At 43.3% G+C, this 22,183-nt stretch carries 24 protein-coding genes; 4 read left to right on the top strand and 20 right to left on the bottom strand.

Annotated features, from left to right (window positions below; all coding sequences use genetic code 11):
* Nucleotides 1-4: 4 nt before the first annotated feature.
* The 4 genes from BLU58_RS06845 to BLU58_RS06830 form a co-directional block, all read right to left on the bottom strand.
* Nucleotides 5-748: an NfeD family protein gene (locus BLU58_RS06845; RefSeq protein ID WP_093291486.1), complete on the bottom strand. Its 744-nt coding sequence runs from the start codon at nucleotides 746-748 to the stop codon at nucleotides 5-7.
* 123 nt (nucleotides 749-871) lie between these two features.
* The gene (locus tag BLU58_RS06840; RefSeq protein ID WP_093291485.1) at nucleotides 872-1,315 is read right to left on the bottom strand and encodes a GatB/YqeY domain-containing protein; all 444 of its coding nucleotides are present in this window, start codon (nucleotides 1,313-1,315) and stop codon (nucleotides 872-874) included.
* Between the two features lie 18 nt (nucleotides 1,316-1,333).
* Nucleotides 1,334-1,510 (bottom strand): 30S ribosomal protein S21, encoded by a 177-nt coding sequence (rpsU, locus tag BLU58_RS06835; protein WP_072335574.1) that lies wholly within the window; start codon nucleotides 1,508-1,510, stop codon nucleotides 1,334-1,336.
* A 241-nt stretch (nucleotides 1,511-1,751) separates the two neighbouring features.
* Nucleotides 1,752-2,105, bottom strand: a complete 354-nt coding sequence (locus BLU58_RS06830) for a histidine triad nucleotide-binding protein (RefSeq protein WP_093291484.1) — start codon at nucleotides 2,103-2,105, stop codon at nucleotides 1,752-1,754.
* Nucleotides 2,106-2,196: 91 nt separating this feature from the next.
* Between BLU58_RS06830 and BLU58_RS06825 the strand changes: the two genes are divergently transcribed.
* Together BLU58_RS06825 and BLU58_RS06820 are read left to right on the top strand one after the other, a co-directional pair.
* The gene (locus BLU58_RS06825; RefSeq protein ID WP_093291483.1) at nucleotides 2,197-2,649 is read left to right on the top strand and encodes a hypothetical protein; all 453 of its coding nucleotides are present in this window, start codon (nucleotides 2,197-2,199) and stop codon (nucleotides 2,647-2,649) included.
* A gap of 166 nt (nucleotides 2,650-2,815) precedes the next feature.
* Nucleotides 2,816-3,775: a Na/Pi cotransporter family protein gene (locus tag BLU58_RS06820; protein ID WP_093291482.1), complete on the top strand. Its 960-nt coding sequence runs from the start codon at nucleotides 2,816-2,818 to the stop codon at nucleotides 3,773-3,775.
* Between the two features lie 318 nt (nucleotides 3,776-4,093).
* Here BLU58_RS06820 and deoC read toward each other — a convergent pair whose 3' ends face one another.
* From deoC to BLU58_RS06750, 14 genes are all read right to left on the bottom strand, one after another.
* Nucleotides 4,094-4,765 (bottom strand): deoxyribose-phosphate aldolase, encoded by a 672-nt coding sequence (deoC, locus tag BLU58_RS06815; protein ID WP_093291481.1) that lies wholly within the window; start codon nucleotides 4,763-4,765, stop codon nucleotides 4,094-4,096.
* A gap of 4 nt (nucleotides 4,766-4,769) precedes the next feature.
* Nucleotides 4,770-5,201, bottom strand: a complete 432-nt coding sequence (locus BLU58_RS06810; RefSeq protein WP_093291480.1) for an NUDIX hydrolase — start codon at nucleotides 5,199-5,201, stop codon at nucleotides 4,770-4,772.
* A 46-nt stretch (nucleotides 5,202-5,247) separates the two neighbouring features.
* Nucleotides 5,248-6,597: a tRNA (N(6)-L-threonylcarbamoyladenosine(37)-C(2))-methylthiotransferase MtaB gene (gene mtaB, locus BLU58_RS06805; RefSeq protein WP_093291479.1), complete on the bottom strand. Its 1,350-nt coding sequence runs from the start codon at nucleotides 6,595-6,597 to the stop codon at nucleotides 5,248-5,250.
* 13 nt (nucleotides 6,598-6,610) lie between these two features.
* Entirely contained in the window at nucleotides 6,611-7,345 is a 735-nt protein-coding gene (locus BLU58_RS06800; RefSeq protein ID WP_093291478.1) for a 16S rRNA (uracil(1498)-N(3))-methyltransferase, read from the bottom strand.
* 17 nt (nucleotides 7,346-7,362) lie between these two features.
* Nucleotides 7,363-8,301, bottom strand: a complete 939-nt coding sequence (gene prmA / locus BLU58_RS06795; protein ID WP_093291628.1) for a 50S ribosomal protein L11 methyltransferase — start codon at nucleotides 8,299-8,301, stop codon at nucleotides 7,363-7,365.
* Between the two features lie 50 nt (nucleotides 8,302-8,351).
* Nucleotides 8,352-9,467, bottom strand: a complete 1,116-nt coding sequence (gene dnaJ / locus BLU58_RS06790) for a molecular chaperone DnaJ (RefSeq protein WP_093291477.1) — start codon at nucleotides 9,465-9,467, stop codon at nucleotides 8,352-8,354.
* A gap of 29 nt (nucleotides 9,468-9,496) precedes the next feature.
* Complete coding sequence (dnaK, locus tag BLU58_RS06785; protein WP_093291476.1) at nucleotides 9,497-11,332, bottom strand: molecular chaperone DnaK; 1,836 nt, start codon at nucleotides 11,330-11,332, stop codon at nucleotides 9,497-9,499.
* A 35-nt stretch (nucleotides 11,333-11,367) separates the two neighbouring features.
* A complete protein-coding gene (gene grpE / locus BLU58_RS06780) occupies nucleotides 11,368-11,946 on the bottom strand; it encodes a nucleotide exchange factor GrpE (protein ID WP_093291475.1) in 579 nt (192 codons plus the stop codon).
* A gap of 15 nt (nucleotides 11,947-11,961) precedes the next feature.
* Nucleotides 11,962-13,500, bottom strand: coding sequence for a TCP-1/cpn60 chaperonin family protein (locus BLU58_RS06775; RefSeq protein WP_255404638.1), 1,539 nt, complete (start codon nucleotides 13,498-13,500; stop codon nucleotides 11,962-11,964).
* A gap of 54 nt (nucleotides 13,501-13,554) precedes the next feature.
* On the bottom strand, nucleotides 13,555-14,589 hold the full coding sequence (gene hrcA / locus BLU58_RS06770; protein ID WP_093291474.1) for a heat-inducible transcriptional repressor HrcA: 1,035 nt from the start codon (nucleotides 14,587-14,589) through the stop codon (nucleotides 13,555-13,557).
* A gap of 93 nt (nucleotides 14,590-14,682) precedes the next feature.
* Nucleotides 14,683-15,837, bottom strand: coding sequence for a radical SAM family heme chaperone HemW (gene hemW, locus BLU58_RS06765; protein ID WP_093291473.1), 1,155 nt, complete (start codon nucleotides 15,835-15,837; stop codon nucleotides 14,683-14,685).
* A gap of 62 nt (nucleotides 15,838-15,899) precedes the next feature.
* Complete coding sequence (gene lepA / locus BLU58_RS06760) at nucleotides 15,900-17,717, bottom strand: translation elongation factor 4 (protein ID WP_093291472.1); 1,818 nt, start codon at nucleotides 17,715-17,717, stop codon at nucleotides 15,900-15,902.
* 107 nt (nucleotides 17,718-17,824) lie between these two features.
* Complete coding sequence (locus tag BLU58_RS06755) at nucleotides 17,825-18,307, bottom strand: DUF3679 domain-containing protein (RefSeq protein WP_143123731.1); 483 nt, start codon at nucleotides 18,305-18,307, stop codon at nucleotides 17,825-17,827.
* A 10-nt stretch (nucleotides 18,308-18,317) separates the two neighbouring features.
* Nucleotides 18,318-19,490, bottom strand: coding sequence for a stage II sporulation protein P (locus BLU58_RS06750; RefSeq protein WP_093291470.1), 1,173 nt, complete (start codon nucleotides 19,488-19,490; stop codon nucleotides 18,318-18,320).
* Nucleotides 19,491-19,637: 147 nt separating this feature from the next.
* On the opposite strand from BLU58_RS06750, the gene BLU58_RS06745 reads away from it, so the two are divergent.
* Complete coding sequence (locus BLU58_RS06745; RefSeq protein WP_255404637.1) at nucleotides 19,638-20,444, top strand: AAC(3) family N-acetyltransferase; 807 nt, start codon at nucleotides 19,638-19,640, stop codon at nucleotides 20,442-20,444.
* Between the two features lie 44 nt (nucleotides 20,445-20,488).
* Entirely contained in the window at nucleotides 20,489-20,656 is a 168-nt protein-coding gene (locus tag BLU58_RS16340) for a hypothetical protein (RefSeq protein ID WP_176786540.1), read from the top strand.
* Nucleotides 20,657-20,801: 145 nt separating this feature from the next.
* Here BLU58_RS16340 and BLU58_RS06740 read toward each other — a convergent pair whose 3' ends face one another.
* Both BLU58_RS06740 and BLU58_RS16335 read right to left on the bottom strand, forming a co-directional pair.
* Nucleotides 20,802-21,194, bottom strand: coding sequence for a GPR endopeptidase (locus tag BLU58_RS06740; protein WP_093291468.1), 393 nt, complete (start codon nucleotides 21,192-21,194; stop codon nucleotides 20,802-20,804).
* Between the two features lie 128 nt (nucleotides 21,195-21,322).
* Nucleotides 21,323-21,475 carry a hypothetical protein gene (locus BLU58_RS16335; RefSeq protein ID WP_176786539.1) on the bottom strand — a complete coding sequence of 51 codons (153 nt, stop codon included), beginning with the start codon at nucleotides 21,473-21,475 and terminating at the stop codon, nucleotides 21,323-21,325.
* Between the last annotated feature and the right edge of the window lie 708 nt (nucleotides 21,476-22,183).

The raw sequence follows: 22,183 nt of genomic DNA, 5'->3' as shown, positions 1-22,183 counted from the left end.
TCTCTTACTGTTCCGATCCTTCATCCTCTCGGACTTTAGAGACCACTACACGATTTCCTTCAACCAAGGTTACTTCTACCACCGTATGATTGGGAATCATCTCTCCATCACTTACAACATCTTCGCGACCATGTTCAAACAGGACCCAACCCGATGTCCGGAGTGGTGTAACCGTAACTCCACGTTTTCCCATCAAATGACGACGATCTTTGCTAGCATTAAAACCAGTTTCTCTGTCTTGCGTACTTGTTAGGACTAGATTGCCCCATTTGGTTCTTAACCCAAAGAATCGATAAAGAATCCACAAAGCGATGGAAGCAATAATCAATCCTAGACAAAGTGCAATCACTCCTTCCACTATAGACGGAGCGGCCATAATAATAGCATAAAAAATACCAACAATCCCTAGGGCACCAAGTATACCAAATCCAGGTACGAAAATTTCAATAAATAATAAGACAAACCCTGCTACAAAAGCACCTACGATAAGCCAGTCTGTTTCATTTTGCCCAAATCGTAGCCAAAAATAGGTAGCAAATGAAAAAATACTTATGAATCCTGAGACAAAGTGACCTGGTATCATCACTTCCAGAACGAGTCCCAGTAGTCCTATGCTCACCAACATCCATAAAAGCCATGAAATGTCTCCGATCGCCACTCCACTATCTGTGCTACCTGCTGCCAAGACTTGATTCGGAATCATGACAATCAACAAAAGAATGCTCATCATCCATGAACTTCGCCGCAAACGAATCCCTCCTTCCCTTTTTCCTTATCCTTGTTCCCTGCTGACCCAGTGGTTAAAACCTTCAATTTAACAAGCAAAAAAGAAAAAGCGGGATGATTTGTAGTAAGATCATCCCGCTTTTTTTTAAATTAGAGCCTCTTGGACGAGTTTGCTCACTAGTTTACCGTCAGCTTTCCCTTTCACTTTCGGCAAAATAGCCCCCATCGCTTTCCCCATATCAGCCTTGCTAGAAGCCCCCACAGCTTGGATGGTTTCTAGTACGATTGCCCGTACTTCTTCTTCACTTAACTGTTCAGGAAGATAGGTTTGCAAAACTCCCAGTTCAAAGCGTTCTTTATCAGCCAGATCTTGACGATCTGCCTTTTCATATTCGCTTATCGAGTCTTGGCGTTGTTTTACTTCGCGCAAAACTACTTCTAACATTCCTTCATCGTTCAATGGACCACGATTATCTATTTCAGACTTCTTAATTGAAGCTAGAACCATCCGAATAACAGACAAGCGCTCTTTATCTCCCGATTTAAGGGCCGTTTTCATATCCTGTGTTAGCTGCTGTGCAAGACTCACTCGGAGTCACCTCGCTATTTATTTACGCTTATTTCTACGCGCAGCCTCAGCTTTTTTCTTGCGCTTAATACTTGGTTTGTCATAACGCTCACGTTTACGTACTTCAGAGAGCACACCGTCCTTCGCGCAGGAACGTTTAAACCGGCGAAGAGCTGTATCCAAGGATTCGTTTTTACGAACTTTTGTTTCGACCATGATTTTCCCTCCCTCCACGGGTCAGCTGCTCGGGTAAGAGGACCCACAAATACACGCAAGTAGCGGACCAATCCATAGAAGGATGGCAACATCCACGACACCTGCATAAGATAAATAGCCAACGTTGGGATGAGTCAGATGCTTAAAAGGACATTCCCTAGCCACTCTTGGCTCCGTTGGGACAGATATAGTCAAACTCCATTATACCGTATAAAGCAGAAACATGTCAAAAGGACTTCCATTAACCCGGAGGCCATGTTAGATGACGACCGCCCAGTACATGAAAATGAATATGGTATACGGTTTGACCACCATACTCCCCCATATTATTAACCACACGGAAGCCATCTTCGTCAAGTCCTAATTTTTTAGCGACCTGCCGCACGCCTTGCAAAATTTTTCCCATTTGCTCTGTATCTTCCTCGGAAAAGTCCATAAGAGTGGAAACATGTTTTTTGGGAATGACAAGTACATGACTTGGTGCAACAGGATATAAATCATGAAATGCAATGACATGTTCATCCTCATACACTTTCTGACAAGGTATATCGCCTGTTACAATCTTACAAAAAATACATTCTGAACTTGTTGGCATTTCTCAGCCCTCCTTTCCAATCGAACCGCACACCATTCCCTTATTTTGGCATATACTGCTATCACGATTTTCTTCAAAGGTGGGATAATGTATGAAAAAAAATGCCTTAAATGAATCTCAACTTCGTAGGCTGATTCGCAAAATTGTTCAAGAAGAGATAGTACAATTTGAAAGCAGCAAACAAAATATGAATTCTCCAACACCAAAGCCTTCTAAGCAAAAACCAGATCATAACCATAACGGCTTTGGCGAGTTCGGTAGTTTTGCCGAGTTTGGTGGTTTTAATGGATTTGATGAATTCCATCCTTCCTACGGTAGACAGTCAGATGAACCAGTACCAGCGAAGAAGTCTCGCTTAGTTGAACCGGATTTCGATTCACTAGATGAGCCTTGTGCCATCTTCGGTGCACCTGAACCAGCAGCTAAGAAACGCCGTATCAAGGAAGAGCGTCCAAGAGCTCTCCCCGGTTGGTCAGAGCCATACCGAACCAACTATACCGAATTAGATTCACCCAGTTCCTCTTCACGTAAAAGAAAAAGATAATACGTATCTTTCTGCTTCCAATCTGGAGGCGATTTTTTTTGATTACATATATTATAACGGCAACGATTGATAAATGTTAGGAACGCTTTGTGAATCTTGATTACCTATTCATTCTGTCATGGAAATGCACTCTTGTCCATATACATGGTGGAAGAGGTGAACAGGTATGTGGCATGAAATCATTTTCCCACTTTGTCTAGGACTTGCCATCTTCTTATACGGAATGCGCCTTATGCGAAGTGGATTGGAACGTCTCGCCGAGAATAAGCTACAAGGGTGGATTCTACGCTTCACCAAGACCCCTTGGAGAGGTTTCTGGACGGGAACGATTACAACTGCACTGTTACAAAGCAGTACTGCGGTAACGGTTTTAACCATTGGGTTTGTAAATGCTGGAATCTTGTCTTTTACCCATTCGATTGGGATTATCTTAGGAACCAACATTGGTACAACGGTAACTACGCAAATTTTGGCATTAAAAATAGAGGATTTCTTTGTCCCCCTCTTAATGATTGGGGTTATGATGATATTACTCCCTTGGTATACAGTCAGGCAACTGGGCTGGGTGGCAACCGGATTTGCTGGGATCTTTTGGGGAGTCGAGATGATGCAGGCAATTGCAATGCCGTTAAAGGAATTGGGTTACTTGGATCAATTGATGTCACTAGGTGGAAATCCGATCGTAACAGGAGTGATAGTGGGGGCGATTATTACAGCTCTCATCCACAGTAGTAGTGCTACTACCGCTTTTGCTATGGGCTTTTATGCGACTGGAGCAATTGATTTATCCTTTGCTATAGCGATCGTACTTGGAAGCAATGTTGGAACGTGTGTAACGGGTCTGATTGCGGCGATTCAAACGAATACATATGCACGGAGAGTTGCGGTTGCTCATCTGATTTTAAATATAGGTGGAGTGATTGCATTTGCTCCGTTGATTCCTTGGATGCAGCAGTGGGTTCCTGCTTTATCGGAAAACCTTGCGACACAAGTAGCTCATGTACAAACGATATTTAATGTGTTGTGTTCAGCTGCGGTGTTGCCATTTGCGGGTCAGTTTGCTAGGTTGGTGGAATGGTTGATTCCAGAGAGGCGAGTTTTGGCGTGGAGAAGTTGGGGGCGGTGAGTTGGAAACAGCTATCTTCAACAGATTAAGAATAAGTTGGGAAGCCTTTACAGCTGGCTCGTGACAAATGAATCTGGCCACAGTTTAAATAGTAAGCCTACTCAGCGTAGTAGTCAGATCCATTTGCCCCTGTTAGCAGAAAATACACAAAGAGCGCTTAGAGATTCCCTAAACGCCCATGCTGTAGGTGGCTATGCTAAAAGGTTGAGGCCAATGCCATCTCAGAGATGGAACAGATCTTCTAATAAAATAACCAGACTCATTTCAATTGTCTAGAAAGCTTATGTGGCTTTCTTTTTTCCTTGCCAGCTGTTTGTATTAGTACGCTCCGGTACCTGTACCGCCAGTGACGATGGCAATGCTGGCGCTGGCTCCGATGCGGTTGGCGCCGGCTGCGATGATGGATTCCGCTCCAGCAAGATCGCGAACTCCGCCAGATGCTTTTACGCCTAGTTCAGGGCCGACCGTTTCACGCATGAGACGGACCGCCTCAACAGTGGCACCGCCGTAACCAAAACCGGTTGAAGTTTTGACGAAGTGAGCACCAGCCGCTTTGGAAGCTTTGGAAGCTTGTACGATTTCTTCGTCACTGAGAAGGCCTGTTTCTAAGATCACTTTTACGAGAACGCCGTTTGCCGCTTCTACAACAGCACGGATATCTTGTTCAACGGTTTCGAGATCACCGGACTTTAATGCTCCGATGTTCATAACCATGTCGATCTCTTCAGCACCTTTTGCGATAGCATCTTTGGTTTCAAATGCTTTTGCTTCACTGGTAGATGCACCTAATGGAAATCCGACTACAGTACATACTTTTACTTCGGTTCCGGAGAGTTCTTTTGCTGCTAGGCTAATCCAATATGGATTAATACAAACGGAAGCAAATACATGTTCTCTCGCTTCTTTGCAGAGCTGAAGGATTTGATCCTTCGTTGCATCTGGCTTTAATAAAGTGTGATCAATCATACGTGCGATGTTTTTGTGTGCCATTTCGTTAAACCCCTTTATTCAGTTGTAAAGCATCATAAGCTTTATCAAAGATAATGTGATTGTTTGGGTAACCTTTTTCTTTTTGAGCCAAGTAGGCTTCTTCTACAGAGTACCATCCCACATGCTGAATCTCTTCAAGTTGTGGTTTGATTTCTCCTTCGATTGCTTCGATCAGGAAATAATGTACTGTTTTCTCCACTTCTCCATGTGAAGGATGTTGATAGGTATAGTGAACGGTATGTAGTTTTTGGATGATCCGCCCTTTTATGTTGGTTTCTTCCAACACTTCCCGCAAGGCATTCTCTTCCTCAGTCTCTAGGCCTTCTTGCTTCCCTTTAGGTAGGGTCATTTTCCCGTAGAGATCGTGAATCAAGAGAATTTGATAACCCTCTTGATTCACTCGATACACTACACCACCAGCAGATATTTCTTGCATGGCATTGCCTCGCTTCCCAGAATACGAAGATGTGGGGAGAACCCCCTTAGTTCGATAAAACGGCTGGGCGTGGGACTTCATCGATAATGCGGACGAAAGAACCAAAGACGTAATCGGATTCAGCCCGATCAATCTTCACTTTACAAACTTTTCCTACCATTTCTTCAGTCGCAGGAAAGGCAACTTGGAGATAATTATCGGCGTAACCCATATATAGGCCACCGGTTGGATCTTCTTTATATGGACGCTCCGGGATTACTTCAAGCACATCTCCTACAAATTGCTTAGCATATTGTAGTTGGAGACGTTTGGAAAGCTCGATAAATTGACGAACGCGTTCATTTTTCACATTCTCGGGTACTTGATCCGTCATACGTGCGGCTGGAGTGCCCGTCCGTTTAGAGTATGGGAAGACGTGAAGTTGATACATCCCTAATTCCTCTACAAAGCGAAGTCCATTTTCAAATTGTTCATCGGTTTCACCAGGGAAGCCAACTATCACATCTGTGGTAATCGCTAAGTTTGGCATTGCCTTGTGCAGTCGGCGGATCGTTTCTCGATATTCTTCTACGGTATATTTACGGCGCATACGTTTTAAAACTTCATTATCACCTGCTTGCAAAGGTATGTGCAAATGACGACACATTTTCTCGGATGCGTTTAGGACTTCGATCACTCTTTCATTTACTTGGCTCGCTTCGATCGAGCTAATTCGAATTCGCTTCAGTCCCTCGATCCGGTCCAAATCCCATAGTAGGTCGGCCAGTTTGTAGTCTTCAAAATCATCGCCATAACCACCCGTATGAATACCAGTTAATACGATCTCTTTATAACCCGCCTCTACCAACTGCTGTGCTTGAACGAGTACGTTTTCTGGCTTTCGGCTACGTGAAAGTCCCTTGGCCCAAGGAATAATACAGAAGGTACAGAAGTTGTTACATCCTTCTTGAATCTTCAAGGAAGCACGAGTGCGTTCTGAAAACGTTGGAACCTCTAATTCCTCATATTCACGTTGCTTCATAATATTTCCTACAGCGTTAATCGGCAGTCGCTCTTGACGGAACTGGTCGACATAGCCCACTAGTTGATCACGCCCTTGTGTTCCGACAACAATGTCTACACCTGGGATGGCGGCTACTTCTGCAGAGGAAGTTTGCGCATAACAACCTGTTACAGCGATTACAGCATCTGGGTTTTGACGAACAGCGCGCCGAATCATTTGTCGACTCTTTTTATCACCTGTGTTGGTTACGGTACAGGTATTAATCAAATAAACATCTGCCTCTTGTTCAAAATCTACTTTTTGATATCCAGCTTGTTGAAACAATTGCCACATAGCCTCTGTTTCATAGGAATTTACCTTACATCCTAATGTATGAAAGGCAACACGACTCATTTGTTTCACCCCCCTAAAGTTCATGACGAGCAAAAAAGATACAGGAAAGCACCATTAGAGAAGCGGTTTCTGTACGCAAAATGCGATTTCCCAAAGAAAGAGGAATCGCCCCTGCCTGCTCTGCTTCCTTTATTTCCTTCTCCGAGAAGCCACCTTCTGGACCAATTACCACCATGATTTCATCCTCATGAGTCCCAGAGATCGCTTGTGTCAAGGGTTTACCGCCTTTTTCATAAGCAATCCAAACCGTACCTGAAAATGATTCCATTTGTTGTAATAGCTGTTTCCAAGAGATCGGCGCCTCCACAGTGGGAACTTGTCCACGATGCGCTTGTTCCGCTGCTTCTTTGGAGATTTTTTGCCAACGGTCACATTTTTTCGCTACTTTCTTCGGTTCAATCTTGACCACAGTTCGTTCGGAGTGAAAGGGAAGAAAACGACTAGCTCCAAGCTCTGTCCCTTTTTGCAGAATCAACTCAAACTTATCCCCTTTAGGCATCGATTGAGCAATGGTGACACGGGTATGCGATTCGCCGTGTGCATTTCTCGTCTCTATCACACGACAACATACATGATCCGGGTCGTAGTTCTCTATTTCCGCGATGTATTCGGCTCCTGTCCCATCGGCTACAAGGATCGTAGTTCCTGGTTTAGAGCGCATCACGTTTTTTATGTGATGAACATCATCACCTGTAATATGAATGGTTTGATCCATGATTTGTGTTGGATCGATAAAGTATCTTTGCATACAAAACTCCTACCAGTTTACCATTTTTTCGCCGCGATCGCTACCCAACCATCTTCGTGAACCGTTTCCAATACCTGAAGGCCGTTGGTTTTAAGTGACTGGATGACGAGGTCCGCTTTCTCTTCAATAATTCCAGATCCAATAAAAATACCACCTGGTACTAGCACACGAGGCAAATCATGCGTAAACAATACGATGATTTCAGCTAGGATATTGGCTACTACCACATCCGTACGTTCACCCATCCCCTTTAGCAAATCGCCCTCTTCCACATGAACGATCTCTTGAACGCCGTTTAATTTTACATTTTCACTGGCACTCTTCACTGCAATGGGATCCAAATCGAGCGCTAGAGCTTGTTTTGCTCCTAGTTTAACAGCCGCAATACTTAAAATTCCACTTCCACATCCTACATCCACTACCGTACCGTTCGGATGTAGATATTTCTCCATTAGTTTCATTGATAACGTTGTGGTCGGATGCGTTCCGGTCCCAAATGCCATGCCAGGGTCTAGTTCAATGATTTGTTCCGTTTCACTAGTTGGAGTATATTCTTCCCAAAATGGCTTGATGGTAAGTTTCTCCGTTACTCGAATGGGCTTATAGTACTGCTTCCATTCATTTGCCCAGTCATCTTCATCCACTTCCTTACCTGTAACCTCTGCCAACCCTATATCCAAACCAAGCTTTTTCATATTTTGTAATCCATCTTTTACTTGACTGATAAACTCATCACCCGACACCATCTCAGGCAAATACGTCTTGATTCGTACCCCTTCTACTGGATAATCATCTGGATTTAAATCGATAATCTCTCCATATTGATTCGTCCAGTTCCGTGTTAACACTTCGGAATCTTCGATTGATACACCATCTGCACCTAACTCAATCAACAAATTGCTAATCGCTTCTACCGCTTCATGATTTGTATGCACACACACTTCCGTCCATTTCAAGCTAGGTCCCCCTAGATACAGAAAAACGGGCAACATCGCCCGCTTCTCCTTTAGTCGTTTTTAAATGCTTTTTTCATTTTATCAAAAAAGTTATCGTTTTGCTCATGGATATACTCACCACAAAGGCGATTAAATTCACGTAGCGCTGCCTTTTGATCATCTGTTAATTTCGTCGGGGTAATGAGTTTCACCATGACACGAAGATCTCCTTGAACCCCAGTATGGTGCGGTACTCCTTTTCCTCGCATCCGGAATTCGGTACCCGTTTGCGTTCCAGCAGGAATCTTCAATTTGGCACGACCATCTAATGTTGGAACTACGATTTCATCTCCCAATGCCGCTTGTGCAAAGCTAATCGGCACTTCACAGGTGAGATCATACCCTTCACGTGTAAAGAAATCATGTTTCTTCACAAAGATCGTTACATATAAGTCACCAGGAGGACCACCGTTTACCCCTGGTTCTCCTTCGCCTACTGCCCGCAATTGATCTCCATCATTAACCCCGGCAGGAATGTTAACAGGGATTTTCCGCTTTTTCTTAACGCGACCCGCACCCGCACATGGTTCACACTTCTCGCGAATGATTTTACCCGTACCTTGACAGTTTTGACAAACTCGACGGTTTACAACACGACCAAATGGGGTGTTTTGAACCACTTCTTGTTGTCCGCTACCATGACAAGCTGTACAAACTTCTGGCTCACTACCCTCTTTTGCACCGGTTCCACGACAAGCATCACAATTATCTGGGGCCGTAATAAGCACATCCACACTTTTGCCAAATACAGCATCTTTAAATTCAATTTGGATTCGTACTTCCTGATCTGCTCCTTGGCGAGGGGCGTTAGGATTTGCCCTTCTTCCCCCACCAAAAAACATATCAAAGATATCACCAAACCCAAAGTCTTGATTGAAGCCTGCTCCTCCACCAGCAAAACCACCTGGCTCCGCTGTACCAAATTGATCGTAGTTAGAACGTTTCTGAGGATCTCCCAGAACTTCATACGCATCTTTTACTTCTTTAAACTTTACTTCAGCGTCTGGTTCTTTGTTTACGTCAGGATGGTACTTACGAGCAAGTTTCCTATAAGCCTTGCGAATGTCATCATCTGAAGCACCTTTTTCTACTCCAAGTACTTCATAGAAGTTACGATTGCTCACCAAGTCACCTCTCCCACCTTGAATTTCAAGTTCTAGATTTCTTCGTACTCAGCATCAACAACGTTTTTCTTTGGCTCTTCTTTCTTTCCATCTTCTTGCTCTGCTTGTGCAGCTTGGGCTTCTTGGGCTTGTTGCTCGTAAAGTTTAATCGAAAGAGCTTGCACTTTTTCTTCTAGTGCAGTCGTTGCCGCTTCCACCTTCGCGAGATCTTGCTCTTCACTGCTCAAGACTGCTTTTAATTCCTCTTTCGCTTTCTCTACTTCTTCCACAAGAGAGGCTTCGACTTTATCTCCGATTTCTTTCACAGTCTTCTCAGCTGTAAAGATTAGCTGATCTGCTTTGTTGAGGGTTTCCACTTGCTCTTTTCGCTTTTTATCTTCATCGGCATGAAGTTCTGCATCCTGTACCATGCGCTCGATCTCTTCATCAGATAATCCGGATGAGGATTGAATCGTGATATTTTGAGATTTACCAGTTGCTTTATCACTCGCAGCAACGTTTACAATCCCATTTGCATCGATTTTAAAGGTTACTTCAATTTGTGGAAGGCCGCGTGGTGCTGGTGGAATACCTGTCAATTGGAAACGGCCGAGTGTTTTGTTGTCATTCGCCATTTGACGTTCACCTTGTAAGACATGGATGTCTACAGAAGTTTGATTGTCAGCAGCGGTAGAAAATACTTGAGATTTCTCCGTTGGAATCGTCGTGTTACGATCAATCAGCTTCGTAAATACGCCACCTAATGTTTCAATCCCGAGTGAAAGAGGGGTTACGTCGAGAAGAACGACTCCTGTCACGTCTTCCGATAGTACGCCACCTTGAATCGCCGCACCCATCGCAACTACTTCATCAGGGTTTACACCTTTTGATGGATCTTTACCGATTAGCTTTTTGATTGCTTCTTGTACAGCTGGAATCCGAGTAGAGCCACCTACGAGGATTACTTTATCAATATCCTTCGCTGTCAGACTCGCATCTTGTAGTGCACGGCGAGTTGGCACCATCGTACGCTCTACCAATGCAGAGCTAAGCTCCTCAAACTTCGCACGAGTAAGCGTAACTTCTAAGTGAAGTGGAGCTCCGTTTGCATCCATTGTCAAGAATGGAAGCGAAATCGTCGTTGTTAAAACACCAGAAAGTGCTTTCTTCGCTTTTTCGGCTTCATCTTTCAGACGTTGCATCGCCATGCTGTTATGGGAAAGGTCAATACCATTGTCTTTTTTGAAATGCTCTTTTAGGTAATCGATTATCACTTGGTCAAAATCGTCTCCACCTAGCTTGTTGTCTCCACTTGTGGAAAGAACTTCAAACACACCATCACCTAAAGATAAGATCGATACGTCAAAGGTACCGCCACCTAGGTCAAATACAAGAATGGTTTGATCTTCGTTTTTCTCAAAGCCATATGCTAACGCAGCAGCTGTAGGCTCGTTGATGATACGAAGTACTTCAAGGCCAGCAATTTTACCAGCATCTTTAGTCGCTTGACGTTGACTATCATTAAAATATGCAGGCACGGTGATAACTGCTTGTGTCACAGATTCACCTAGATACGCCTCAGCATCTGCTTTTAATTTTTGTAGAATCATAGCGGAGATTTCTTGTGGGGTGTAATCTTTGCCGTCTACAGTCGTTTTATGATCCGTTCCAATATAACGCTTAATCGACATAATGGTGTTGTCTGGATTGGTAATGGCTTGACGTTTTGCAGCATCCCCAACCAAACGCTCTCCCGTTTTCGAAAAGCCGACAATCGAAGGAGTGGTACGGCCCCCTTCTTCATTTGGAATGACAACAGGTTCATTCCCATCCATAAATGATACACAAGAGTTAGTTGTTCCTAGGTCAATACCGATAATTTTAGCCATATAATTAACCTCCTATTTTTACATTCGATCCTTCGTTATTGGGAAACTTTCACCATGGAAGGACGAATGATCCGATCTGAAAATTTATAGCCTGACTGTAACTCTTCTACAATCGTCCCTGGCTCTACTTCATCCATCTCTACTTGCATCACAGCATTGTGTTCATGGGGATTAAACGGTTTGCCCACAGCTTCGATGAGAGTAAGTCCTGACTTGGACAAAGCCTGTAAGAATTGACGATACACCATTTCAATTCCTTCTTGTAATACTTTTACATCTTGATTTCCATCTGCAGCATCTAATGCTCGCTCGAAATTATCAAGCACAGGTAGGAGTGACTCAACTAATGGAACACTTGCATACTTGAGTATATCTTCCTTCTCCTTACGAGCACGGCGACGATAATTTTCTAAATCAGCAAGAGCACGAAGATAGTTTTGCTGATGCTCTTCTGCTTTTTGATGTAACTCCTCCAGTTGAACCTGAGCTTGCTCTAATTGGTTTAAAAGCACTTCTTCAGGCGTCAGTGCTTGCTCTTGGGCGGAAGATTCCTCTGTTCCATCTTCTTGGGTTGTGTTTTCTACCTGTGAAGGGTCGAAATACTCTTTTGACATAGTCCCCCTCCTCTTCTAGTAATTCTTCATCCGAACAATCGAATGAATTCGCAATATGGCTGTGGCTACTTCACCAGCCGCTCCTAATGCATGGAACTTAATTAGTAATGGGTCTACTACACCCATCTCGACCATGTCTACCACGACACCACGATCGCAGTCAATACCTAGGGAATCTGATTCTCTCTTGAGTTGCAATGCCTTTACCATTTCGATTTTTTCTAATGGGTTAAATCCAGCGTTGGCAACTACTTGTGTCATCGGTCTTAGCAATGCCTCTGAGACAACACCCACACCAAATCGTTCCATTCCCTGTACGGTTTCGCGAAACTTTTCTACGTCTCTTGCTAGGGAGAGTTCAAGTGCTCCACCACCAGGTAGATAGCCCCCTCGAACAGCAGCTTGCACAGCAGAAGCGGCATCTTTCGTAATTCGCTCCCGTTCTTCTACTACTTCATCGGTAGCGGCACTAACCAGAATAGTGGCAAATGGCTTTCCTTTGCTACTACTGATGCGGACTCTTTCTAATACATCGTTATCTTCTACTTCTTCGGCAAGACCTAGATAGGACTTAATTTCCTCTATAGGCTTATAGAGGCCATTGCGCTTTAATATCTTAGCATTTGTATGTTCAGCTACTTTTTGAAGCTCATCTGGTACCACTCTCTGAATAACCATTATTCCAGAATCGGTCAAAATATCCTCAGCTAGTGAATCTAATCCTCTTGAGGTAACAATTAACTTTACACCCAGTCCCATCAAAGATTCAAGAGCAGCAAGAAATTGCTTACGTAGGTATTCTTGTTTATTAAAGCCAGCTTCAGTACTGAGCGACTCATCATCTACCCATTCGGGTTCAAGTGAATCAGCGAGTACAAGAACGTGAGCATTTTCTAGATACCTTGGCATCTGTAGATTCGCTCTCGTTTTGTTAAGAAGAATTCCTGAGAATACAGCACTTGTTGCCCTCGGATGAGCCACCACAGCTTGCGAAAGCCTGAAATTGTTTTCCAGTAGCTTATCACGCCCTACTAGATGAACAGCTTCCATGACAGCCACTGTAATATCCTCATTTTCACGGCTCGCTGTAAATGCGATGCGCTGTAGCCAATCGTCCTCTAGCTCCCTGATAGGACGAGCTTTTTCTTTCATTTTATGTAGGGCGTATCGAACCGCGCGCTGAATACCCGCAATCACTTTGACTACTGGTACACCACGGGCTACCTGTTTCACACCTTCATCCACAATGGCTGTGGCTAGGAGAGTAGCCGTTGTGGTTCCATCGCCTACCTCAGCCTGTTGCGCTTTCGCTACATTGACGATCATCTTCGCAGCTGGGTGACTCACGTCCATGCGATCTAAAATCGTAACGCCATCATTGGTGATGATTACGTCTCCAGCCTCGTTAACTAGCATCGTATCCAAACCTTTAGGACCAATTGTAGACTCCACTGCCGCAGCCACTGCCTTTACAGCCATTGCGTTTGATTGTAGTGCTTGTAATTGGCGATTCTCACCAGACTCGATTCTTACATGCTCTTTGTTGTCAGGCACGTTGGCTTACTTCCTTCCCTATTCATGAACACCTTTGATTATACGAAAAAAGGATTATTTTTCATAGAATTCCGTGAGACGCTTGGAAATATCTTTTGAGATGACATCCATCAGGCCAATTACTTTGGCATATTCCATACGAGTAGGTCCTAAAACTCCAATCGCACCAATGGACTCTGAATCAAGGGTAAATGAAGCGATAATCAAACTAATATGATTAGCGCCCTCAATCGAAGTTTCGTTCCCTATTTTCACTTGTACACCGCTTGATGGTGAGGAATTTAGCAACTGAATAATCGATTGATTTTTCCCGTCGAGCAAGTCTAGCAACAATTTCATTTTGTGTAAATCTCGAAACTCAGGTTGATCCAACATCTTGGTAGTACCACTCGTATAAATACGATTTTCTTGCTGGGGAGCTAGCATCTGGTCAAGTAGGAAGATCATGCTACCATACTCAGCTACATAGCGAGTTAGCTCATCTGCGAGATCCCGCTCTACTACAAGACGTAACTTAGACAAAGAAATTCCCTGTAGTCGTCTATTTAGTAAGTTCACTAAGCGCTCCATCACAGAAATAGACATACCTTCTGGGAGCAGGACCCGTTGTTGGTTCACATGACCTAGATCAGTCACGATAATGAATACTGCACTGTGCTCTGTAAGGGGGATCATCTGCAGGTGTCGTAGCCGATGGTCTTGAAGCTTAGGGCCAATGACAACAGATGTATAGTTGGTTAGTTGAGACAACAATTCAGAAGTATGCTCAATCGCTTGCTCAATATGAGTGGTATCTTTTTGAAAGAGATTATGGATCGCATGGATCTCATCATCTCCCCAGATCTGAGGGGTAAGAAGATGATCCACATAGAATCGGTATCCTTGCTGTGACGGGATCCGACCTGCAGATGTATGCGGTTGTTCTAAAAAACCCATCTCTTCTAAATCAGCCATCTCATTCCGAACTGTTGCTGCGCTAAATCCTACGTCATTCTTCTTGGATACGGAACGAGAACCAACAGGCTCCGCTGACTCAATGTAATCTTCACAAATCGCCCAGAGAATGCGTTTTTGCCGCTCTGTTAGCATCTTCCTCCCCCCTCGTTAGCACTCTAGTTAGTTGAGTGCTAAAATACTACATTTAACTTACCAAAATGTCTAAATAAATGTCAACGAACAAACCTAATCAATTCGAGCATTTTCTAAAAATGAAGCAAAAACATCATTGCCAAACATCAATCCCTGCTCCGTTAAAACCAGTCGATCTCCCTGCCACTGTAACAAACCTTTCTCAATCCAAGGCAAAATCACATGACCAAACACCTTCTCCATCTCAAGATGGTAGCGCTCACGAAATGTATCTTTGCTTACCCCTTCCATAAGACGAAGTCCTAGAATCATGAAATTCTCGATATCTTCATTGAGATCGACTTGATAAGACTCAGCTACAGGACGCTCACCTTTTTGCAAACGGACATTATATTCCTTTACCCCTTTGATATTGGCAAATCGCACACCATTCATGTAACCATGAGCACCCGTTCCCAGCCCATAGTACTCCTCGTTATGCCAATATGTTTTGTTATGTCGACTCGCTTTACCCGGTTTGGCAAAATTACTTACTTCATATTGATCATAACCATTCTGGCCCAAATACTGCCGGGTCAGAAGATACATTTGCGCTTCATCATCTTCATTGGGTAGAGGCAGTTCTTTTCGTTCATATAGGTGATGAAAGAGTGTTCCTTCCTCTACTTTTAAACTATATGCAGAAAAGTGCTCAGGTTGAAGTGCTACAGCTCGTTCTAATGTATCTTGGACATCCTGTACAGTCTGTTTAGGTAATCCAAACATTAAATCCAGAGAGAGATTCTCGAATCCAGCCTCCCTCGCCTGCCGCACACTTCGCTCTATATCAGACACCCCATGAATGCGGCCAATATCTTTTAATAGCTCCTCACGAAAGGTTTGAGCACCAAAGCTAATCCGATTGATCCCACCCTCTCTCATTACATCAAGAAGTTCTGGGGTTGTCGTACCTGGATTGGCTTCTATCGTATACTCCATATGTGGAGACCAATTAGGGAAATGTTGACGAATACTTGTTAAAAACCGTTTCATCTGCGATGGAGTTAGCACAGTTGGTGTCCCGCCACCGATAAAGATCGCATCAATCTCTTCAGGAGGAACTTGGTTCACCGTGACCTCCATCTCGCGATCGATCGCAGTCAAGTACTCTTCTACTGGCTGTCCTTCGACTACATAAGCAGTAAAATCACAGTAGAAACATTTATGAGTACAAAATGGTATGTGCAAATAAATTGCTTTTGGAGCCATTTGATTACCTCCATAGAAAAAACCGTGTGTGGTTAGAAAACCCCACATCACGGCATGTTTATCTATTTATCGTCATCTACTTGAAGGACAGCCATGAATGCTTCTTGTGGAACCTCTACGGAACCAACTGCTTTCATCCGCTTTTTTCCTTCTTTTTGCTTATCTAGCAATTTCCGCTTCCGACTGATATCTCCACCGTAACATTTTGCCAATACATTTTTGCGAATGGCACTAATCGTCTCACGCGCGACTACTTTTTGTCCAATCGTTGCTTGAATTGGCACTTCGAACATTTGACGTGGGATGAGTTTGCGTAGCTTCTCTACTAAAAGCCGTCCACGATGGTATGCACGATCACGGTGAACGATAAAGGATAAAGCATCCACTGATTCTCCGTTTAGCAAGATATCCATCTTTACTAGGCTGGACTCTTTATAGCCAATCATCTCATAATCAAACGAAGCATAGCCTTTGGTACTCGACTTCAATTGATCAAAGAAGTCATACACGATCTCAGCAAGTGGTAATTCATACACAATCTGTACCCGGTTCGCATCCAGATAGCTCATATCCATATAGTTACCACGTTTATTCTGACAAAGCTCCATGATCGTTCCAACATAGTCATTGGGAACGAGTACTGTTGCTTTGACATAAGGCTCTTCGACACGATCTAGCTTTTGTTGAGGCGGGAATAAAGATGGGTTCTCAATGTCGATTGTCGTTCCATCTGTATGATGAACTCGATACACAACACTTGGCGCCGTTGTAATCAAGTTAATGTTAAATTCACGCTCGATGCGCTCTTGGATGATTTCCATGTGAAGGAGTCCCAAGAACCCACAACGGAAGCCAAAACCAAGTGCATTGGAAGTCTCAGGCTCATAAGCAAGTGACGCATCATTTAGCTCTAATTTCTCCAATGCCTCACGGAGATCCTCATATTCATTGGATTCAACTGGATACAATCCACAGAATACCATCGGATTCGTCTTCCGATAACCAGGTAGTGGCTCAGCGGCTGGACGACTTGCATCTGTAATGGTATCCCCCACTCGGGTATCCTTCACATTTTTAATGTTAGCTACAATAAATCCAACATCGCCCACCGAAAGTTCATCTAATGCTACCGGATGAGGAGTATACGCCCCTACCTCCGTCACTTCAAATACAGCCTCTGTTGCCATCATTTTAATCTTCATGCCTTTACGTACCGAGCCATTCACGACACGCATGTAGACAATGACGCCTTTATATGCATCATAGAAAGAATCAAAAATGAGTGCTTGTAGAGGAGCATCTGAATCTCCTTCTGGTGGCGGTACTTTTTCGACGATCTGTTCCAAAATCTCTTCGATCCCGATGCCCGCTTTTGCAGATGCTAAAACGGCATCACTCGCATCCAAACCGATTACATCTTCTATCTCTTGCTTCACACGCTCTGGATCAGCGGCGGGTAAATCAATCTTATTAATAACCGGCACGATCTCTAGCTCGTTTTCCAAAGCTAAATATACATTAGCGAGGGTTTGTGCTTCTACACCTTGGGCCGCATCCACCACAAGTAAAGCTCCCTCACAAGCTTGCAAACTACGCGATACTTCATAAGAGAAGTCGACGTGTCCAGGTGTATCAATTAGGTTCAAGATATATTCGTTTCCGTCTTTTGCTTTATAGGGAAGCCGAACTGATTGTAATTTAATCGTAATTCCACGTTCACGTTCCAAATCCATTTTATCTAGGAATTGATTTTGTTTTTCCCGTTCACTCAAGGCCCCAGTAAAGTCGAGAATGCGGTCTGCTAAAGTCGACTTTCCATGGTCAATATGAGCAATAATGGAAAAGTTACGGGTGTGTTGCTGACGTTCTTTTCTATCCATCCCGTTACCTCCTGCTTACTTAGGCGCACGAATTGCATTTTCTTATTATAACAGAGGGGGATTGGCTTTTGCTAGGTGAAAGAAAACATAAAAAATACAACCCCCCCTCATGGAGGAGTCGTACCAGAATCTGAGCCCTGTATATGAGGTTCAGATTGGTTCGCCCCATTACTTGTCCAACCAAACATGAAGTCTAGCACCTTGCGAGTCGTCGTCTTTAATCCCCCACCTAGTTCGTTGCCAAACTGAGCTAGGCTACTGCCACCACTCATCGCGGCATCTGCATTGGGTTGCGGCGAGGAAGACGACTGTGCTTTCGGTTTCTCTGATTCTGGAGCTGGGGTCGGGGTCGAAGATTCTGAAGGTGATGAAGAGGGATCCTCAAACAAAGAATCATTTTTGTTTAGAATCACATCTTTCCCGAGTACCTGAATTTGTACTTTTCCATCTGTAGGGGTAACCTGGACTGCTCGGGGAGCACCTTCTGTTCCCTGCATCTTCTGCATGTTCTTCTCTGCAGAATCAACCCCAAGGAAAATACCTAAGATTAACATTACCAGTAAGCTGACTGATTGAATCATCCAGCGCATAGAAGACACCTCACTTCTTCTCCTTGGTGGAGGGGACGGTTCCTTTTGCAGGGGTAGCGTCCACAATCCTCTCACCTAACACTTTTGCCAAAACATCAACCGCTCGATACGTTTCTTCAAAATGATTATCAATTCCACCAACTTCGACAAGCATCGAATTAGGAGAGAGAGATTGATTGTACTCGCCATTGGTCCCTCTTGTCTTCGGCTTTTGGAACACACCTCTGGATAGACCCGGGTAAAGTCGATTAATCTCTTTATGCAGATACTCTGCTAGTTTTAAGTTCTGAGCATAGTTTTTACTAGCTTTCCCTACTACAAAGGCAAATCTAGCATATGTCTTTCCATTGAAAGTCTTAGTAGTATGGTCTCTTCTCTGAGAATCTCTGTGAATATCGATAAAATACTCCAACTCTTTTTCTTGTTTCATCGCAGCGAGTACTGTCTGCTTCGACATCGCATAAGCACTTGTATAAGGATAAGGTTTATTCGATGCAATCGAACCGATATTCATCTTAGCTAGTTCCTGCTGGAGCCTTTTTCCAACCATCGTAATATTTTTGTTCATATGACTGGCCGAGTTAGGATTCGTACTCCCTATCTCTGGTAGAAACGACTCTGAAAAATGGGAATGATAGATAAATACTTTCTTACTATCAGGACCCGCCCCAACCAATTTCTTCGGATCATCTGGCAACTCCCCACTCTGGACCGCCTTTTCAATGGCCTTCGCGATCTGGTCTTCAATCTTCGCATCAGGAGGTGTATCGATCGGAATCGAATCAAAGGTGACATCCTCACTCGCTAGATAAATCTCTGTATCAAATAGCGCAAAGCTTGGCAATTCGTGACCCAGAAAGGTACGTGGATCTTTTATATCAATGCTCATCATTAATTCCAATGCAAGCCGGGAGACCAAACTATCCCTACTAGGCGTTTGGACACTCTCATTTAAGTAAGGAATATTACCCCCTAACAGAGAGACAAGAGTCTGATTTGATACATGGGAGGTAAGAGGATTCCCGTCAGTTGTATGGGTCGTAACCTTCGCCTGTAAAACGGCAAAGCCACCTGCGATCATAAAGATGACGGCTGTACACAACATTAAAATGACAAAGTTTCGACGGACACGCTGTCCAGACATATTGACCGAAGTGAAACTAGCAAAATTCCATTTTTTCAACTCTATTCCTCCCACAGTTGTGGTTTCTCTAACACCTTATGAGAGAGTAGAAGTTGATAGAACTAGAATATGAGACTCCAATGTTTCTTTAACGATAATAAGGGTATTGCCATATTATTAATTTACTATGAAACGGAGCATAACATGATGGAACCACTACAAGGACCTATGATCACTCTCACCTCATTGAAAGAGGATCTCCGCAATCTCGGAGTACACAAAGGAATGACACTGATTGTCCACTCCTCTTTATCGAAGCTAGGCTGGGTATGCGGGGGCGCGGAAGTAGTGTGTCGCGCACTGATGGAAATCGTAACCGATCAAGGAACGATTCTCATGCCTACACAAACCCCAGGTAATTCTGACCCTGCCCATTGGGTTTCCCCACCAGTATCTGAGGATTGGTGGGAATCCATTCGTGAACACATGCCTCCCTATGATCCAGCCTATACACCTACTATGGGGATGGGGGTCGTTCCTGAATTATTTCGCACTCTTCCTGGAGTGCTTCGAAGTGAACATCCTATGTGGTCACTTGCCGCTTGGGGAGAAGATGCCGCTGAGATCCTCGCCCACCACACAATCGATATCGGCTTCGGACCCAATTCACCCCTAGATCGCTTATTAGAAAAAAAGGGCCATATTCTTCATCTAGGCTCTGCTCTAGAGACAACTACCTTCTGGCATCGTGCGGAGTATGAGTGCAATGTTCCTACAACCACATATGCGTGCGCCATGATTGAAGAGGACACACGAGTTTGGAAATCGTTTTCACACATAGAGGTAGATGCGGAGCCGTTTATAGCGATGGGGGAAAAATGGAAAGAGGAGCCTGATTGTATAAATGGCTACATTGGCAAAGGAAAATGTTACCTATTCCCTGTAGAATCAGCTCATAAGTTTGCCGTTTCTTATTTGCAATCGTTGTCCCCCTTGAGTAACCGTATATGGTAACAGGGTTTAGTTTTCTGAAGTTATATGAGGGAGGATGATATCAGATGGAGATGAATGGAATAGGAACGACTCTTGTTCAGATGTCTAGCTTTCTCTGGTTGTTAGGGATTTTAATAGCAGTATCTGCTGGTGTTTATTTCCTAGCGAGAAACGTAAAAAAAACAAAAAAAATAACAATGTCTACAAATCTCCTTCAGGAGAGGGGAGATTGAGGATGGATTATCCTTTGCATCCCACTTCTTACTAGCCAAGTCCAATCAATAACTAAGATAGACCAATGTGGCAGAGCTACTGCATCTGATTTTTGCGTAATCAGTGAAGTAGCTCTGCCACCATTTTTTACCGACTATCTCATTCCTAATGCATATGCATCGAAGCATTCTCATTGTTCACGGCTGGATGCAAGGCACAGTTGACCCCAAGTGCAACCAACTTCGCCATATCGCCGATAAACTCATCTACTTCTTTAGGTGTTACAATCAGATTTTGACCCAGTGGTTGCAGCACCTCTTTTATCAATCCCCGCTTGTCCTCTGGGCTTAACTTCCCAATCATGCCCATCATGCGATTACGTGTCTCTAACGGAACCTCATGCGATTGTAGATCACGAACAGTTGGACGATTGTAAGGATCGAGTGGGTTATTTTTAACCCCCTGCATCTCACGACTTACATGGGATAATACATAATCAATCGTATCATGAGCGATGGTAACAGCGTCCACCACCGTTGGAATTCCTACAGTCGACATATTACAATAATGAAATCACAGGATATAATTAAGAAGATCGAACGAACCTTTCCCACACCAATCAAAAAACATATATCACTTAAAGTTAGTTAGTTGTCAGACAGTCTCCCATTCGAGGGGGGCTGTTTTTATTTCTTTTCACTCATCCTAACAGCTTCATATGGAGTATACCAATCGAAAAGAGAATACATTTCATTCGTTACTTTTTCTATATCGCACTTCCTGTAACCTAAATTTTTCATAGCACGATTAACATAAGCAAGAACTTCTTTATTTTCCATAAGTAACTTTCCCCCTCTCAACGTTTCTTGCTTTGTATTATTTTCCTGTTTGCACTTTGCTCATAAGCAATAGACTTTCAAAACCTCAAGTCTTTTATTGAGAGCTAATAGAAGGGGATACAAATATGATATAGAGAGGTATTTTAATAGTTTTATATTTTCGCATATCTTGTATTCTCTCTTATTCTTAGTGTTTTATATTTAATTGTTAATTACTTACACATACTTCCTGATATATCCTTGACAGATTCCGCACAATCCATACAAATCAGGTATTTATTTGATGTAACAAGTAGTTATGTATACAGAACATTCAGTACCAAAGTAGCTCTTTAATGTAGTTTGTCAATAATCCAAGTCGCATTCAGGAAACTTCTAAAAACAAGCTAATATAAAGGGGCTATAAGCCATAGTTTGTGATATTGAATGATTTTATACTACAAACAAATAAAAAGCCAATAAGAGGCATTATATTAGCCGTGATGATGCATTAATGTTATTGATAGAAAATCAAATCCACAACTAAAAAAGGACAAAACAGCCTTATATAGATTTGCCATACACTATATAAATAAAGTACAGAGTTAGCCCTTATTGTTTATATCTTTATTACTTACTCGAGATGAGCAAATCTGCTAACAGAAATATCCAGTTCCAATAGACAGACTACGGCTAGGCCGCATTCAGTTGCTTTTTTATACAACTAAG

The organism is Thermoactinomyces sp. DSM 45892 (assembly GCF_900107305.1).
GTDB lineage: Bacteria > Bacillota > Bacilli > Thermoactinomycetales > Thermoactinomycetaceae > Baia.
Note: the sequence above shows the minus strand (reverse complement) of the source record. Positions and strands in the feature narration are given on the sequence as shown.